General features: G+C 71.1%; 3 protein-coding genes. 2 read left to right on the top strand and 1 reads right to left on the bottom strand.

Translation table 11 applies throughout. The annotated features are described in order from the left end of the window. Positions 1-71 precede the first annotated feature (71 nt). The gene (locus C1J01_RS47730; RefSeq protein ID WP_111185736.1) at positions 72-413 is read right to left on the bottom strand and encodes a histone-like nucleoid-structuring protein Lsr2; all 342 of its coding nucleotides are present in this window, start codon (positions 411-413) and stop codon (positions 72-74) included. A 722-nt stretch (positions 414-1135) separates the two neighbouring features. On the opposite strand from C1J01_RS47730, the gene C1J01_RS47725 reads away from it, so the two are divergent. Further along, a complete protein-coding gene (locus C1J01_RS47725) occupies positions 1136-2002 on the top strand; it encodes an alpha/beta fold hydrolase (RefSeq protein ID WP_111185734.1) in 867 nt (288 codons plus the stop codon). Next, positions 1999-2192: SDR family NAD(P)-dependent oxidoreductase (locus C1J01_RS47720; protein WP_369122774.1), on the top strand; the 194-nt coding region annotated here is incomplete at its 3' end. The genes C1J01_RS47725 and C1J01_RS47720, both read left to right, overlap by 4 nt.

Here is a 2192-nt window from a genome sequence, read left to right as displayed (position 1 = left end):
CGGAGATGTGTATAGGAGACAGCCCTCCTTCCGCCGCGAAGAGCCCGGCCCCCAGCCGGGCCGGCGGTCGGTCAGTGGGCGGCTTCGTACTGCTTGACGACGCTGGCGGCGATGCGGCCGCGTTCGCTCACCGGGAGGCCGTTGGCGCGGGCCCACCGCCGGATCTCCGTGGACTTCTCACGGCTCAGCGCGCGGCTGGACCCCGCGGCGGCGCGTCGGCCGCGCACGCCCTTCTCGGCACGGACGGCGCGAGCCTTCGTGATGTACGGCGCGAGCGCCTTCTCCAGCTTCTCCCTGTTCTTGCCCGACAGGTCGATCTCGTAGGTCGTGCCATCGAGAGCGAACGTTGTGGTCCCCTCGGCTTCACTGCCGTCGATGTCATCGATAAAGGATTCAACGATGCGCTTGGCCATGATGGTGCTCCAATTAACGTCAAGGTTGCAGGTACTGTAGCGCCCTTCAGCACATCATGCATCGCGCGGGGGGTTACCCCCGGTCGAAATGCAAGTCCGCTAACTGATCCGGCACCACGAACTCCTTCGTCCATGTGTGACAATTCTCGCGGTCCGCGACGCGGCATTCCCACGGTGACGCCCCGCGCACGCGGCGTTGCGGGCCGGCCGGCACGAGCTCCGCACCGCCCTCCCCACCAGCTCATAGGCCCATGACAAGGGCGAGGAGAGCCGTGTCAGGCGGCCCCGATGGAGATCGTCTCCCGCCCGCCCCCGGGCCGCCGTCACGCCCGGCGCCGAAGCCGCCGCGACGGGCGCGCAGGCCGCGGTGACGGCGCGGATTGCGGTCACGGCCGGTTTCCGCTTCGGTCTCAATGGCGATACAGTCCTCCCTGTTGAAACAAAATTCAAGGGTTCTCCCGGCGGCATTGACATTGGCCGGTCGTGCTGACCGCGACCGGGCGCGCACGCGTACGACAGTGACGCGACGGAATGTCCGCGCCACAGGGGAATGCGCGCCCCACGGGCTTTAGCCGTCCGCGCCCCCGCCGCGTGCCGCATGGTGGTGATGTGTCCCAGGCTCGCGGGAAACGGCCTATTAATGACGTGCCAGGGCCGGCGCCGATGAGTTCCGGTGCTCCCGCCGGTCCGTATGCGCGGAACATCGAGAAGGAGCGACCCCCATGACTGAGGCCAAGACCCACACCGTCGAGGTGCCCGGCGCCGTCCTGCACTACGACGTCCACGAGGCGGCGGAGGCGACCGCGCCGCCCCTGCTGATGATCGGCTCGCCGATGGACGCGAGCGGGTTCACCGCCCTGGTGGCCCACTTCACCGACCGCACGGTGGTGACGTACGACCCGCGCGGCATCGGGCGCAGCACGCGCACCGACGGCGTCATCGAGTCGACGCCCGACCTGCACGCCGACGACCTGCACCGGCTGATCACGGCGCTCGGCGCCGGGCCGGTGGACGTCTTCGCCAGCAGCGGGGGCGCCGTCAACGGGCTGGCGCTGGTGGCCCGCCATCCCGAGCAGGTGCGCACGCTGGTGGCACACGAGCCCCCGGCCGCGCAGGTGCTGCCCGACCGGGATAACGCCCTGGCGGCCGTGGCGGACATCCGCCGCACGTACGACGAGGAGGGCTGGGGCGCGGCGATGGCGAAGTTCATCGCGGTCACGAGCCTGCGCGGCGAGATTCCCGCGGACCTGGCCGACCTGCCCGTGCGCAGCCCGGCCGAGCTGGGGATGCCGGCGGAGGACGACGGCTCCCGCGACGACGTGATGTTCGGCCAGAACATCATGACCTGCACGCACTACGAGCCCGACTTCGCGGCGCTGCGCGCGGCCTCCACGCGCGTCGTCGTCGGCGTCGGCGCCGAGTCGGAGGGGGAGATGGCCCACCGCGCGGGGGCGGCGGTCGCCGAGCGGCTCGGCACGAAGCCCGTCGTCTTCCCCAGCCACCACGCCGGCTTCCTGGGCGACGAGTTCGGCATGCAGGGTGAGCCGGACGCCTTCGCCGCCACCCTCCGCTCGATCCTGGAGGCGTGACCCGCGTACGGCCAAGTGCGGCTCATCATGGCGCAAAGCCCGCATTGCCGGTCGACCTGAGCGGGCGCACCGCCCTCGTCACCGGGTCCTGCTCGGGGATCGGCGCCGCGACGGCGCAGGCCCTGCTGGAGTCGGGCGCGGAGGTGGTCGTCAACGGCCGCGACGCGGCGGGGGTGGAGGAGGGATGGCC

The sequence above is a fragment of the Nonomuraea aridisoli genome (genome assembly GCF_003236395.1).
Taxonomy (GTDB): domain Bacteria; phylum Actinomycetota; class Actinomycetes; order Streptosporangiales; family Streptosporangiaceae; genus Nonomuraea; species Nonomuraea aridisoli.
This window is presented reverse-complemented; position numbering and strand designations above follow the sequence as displayed.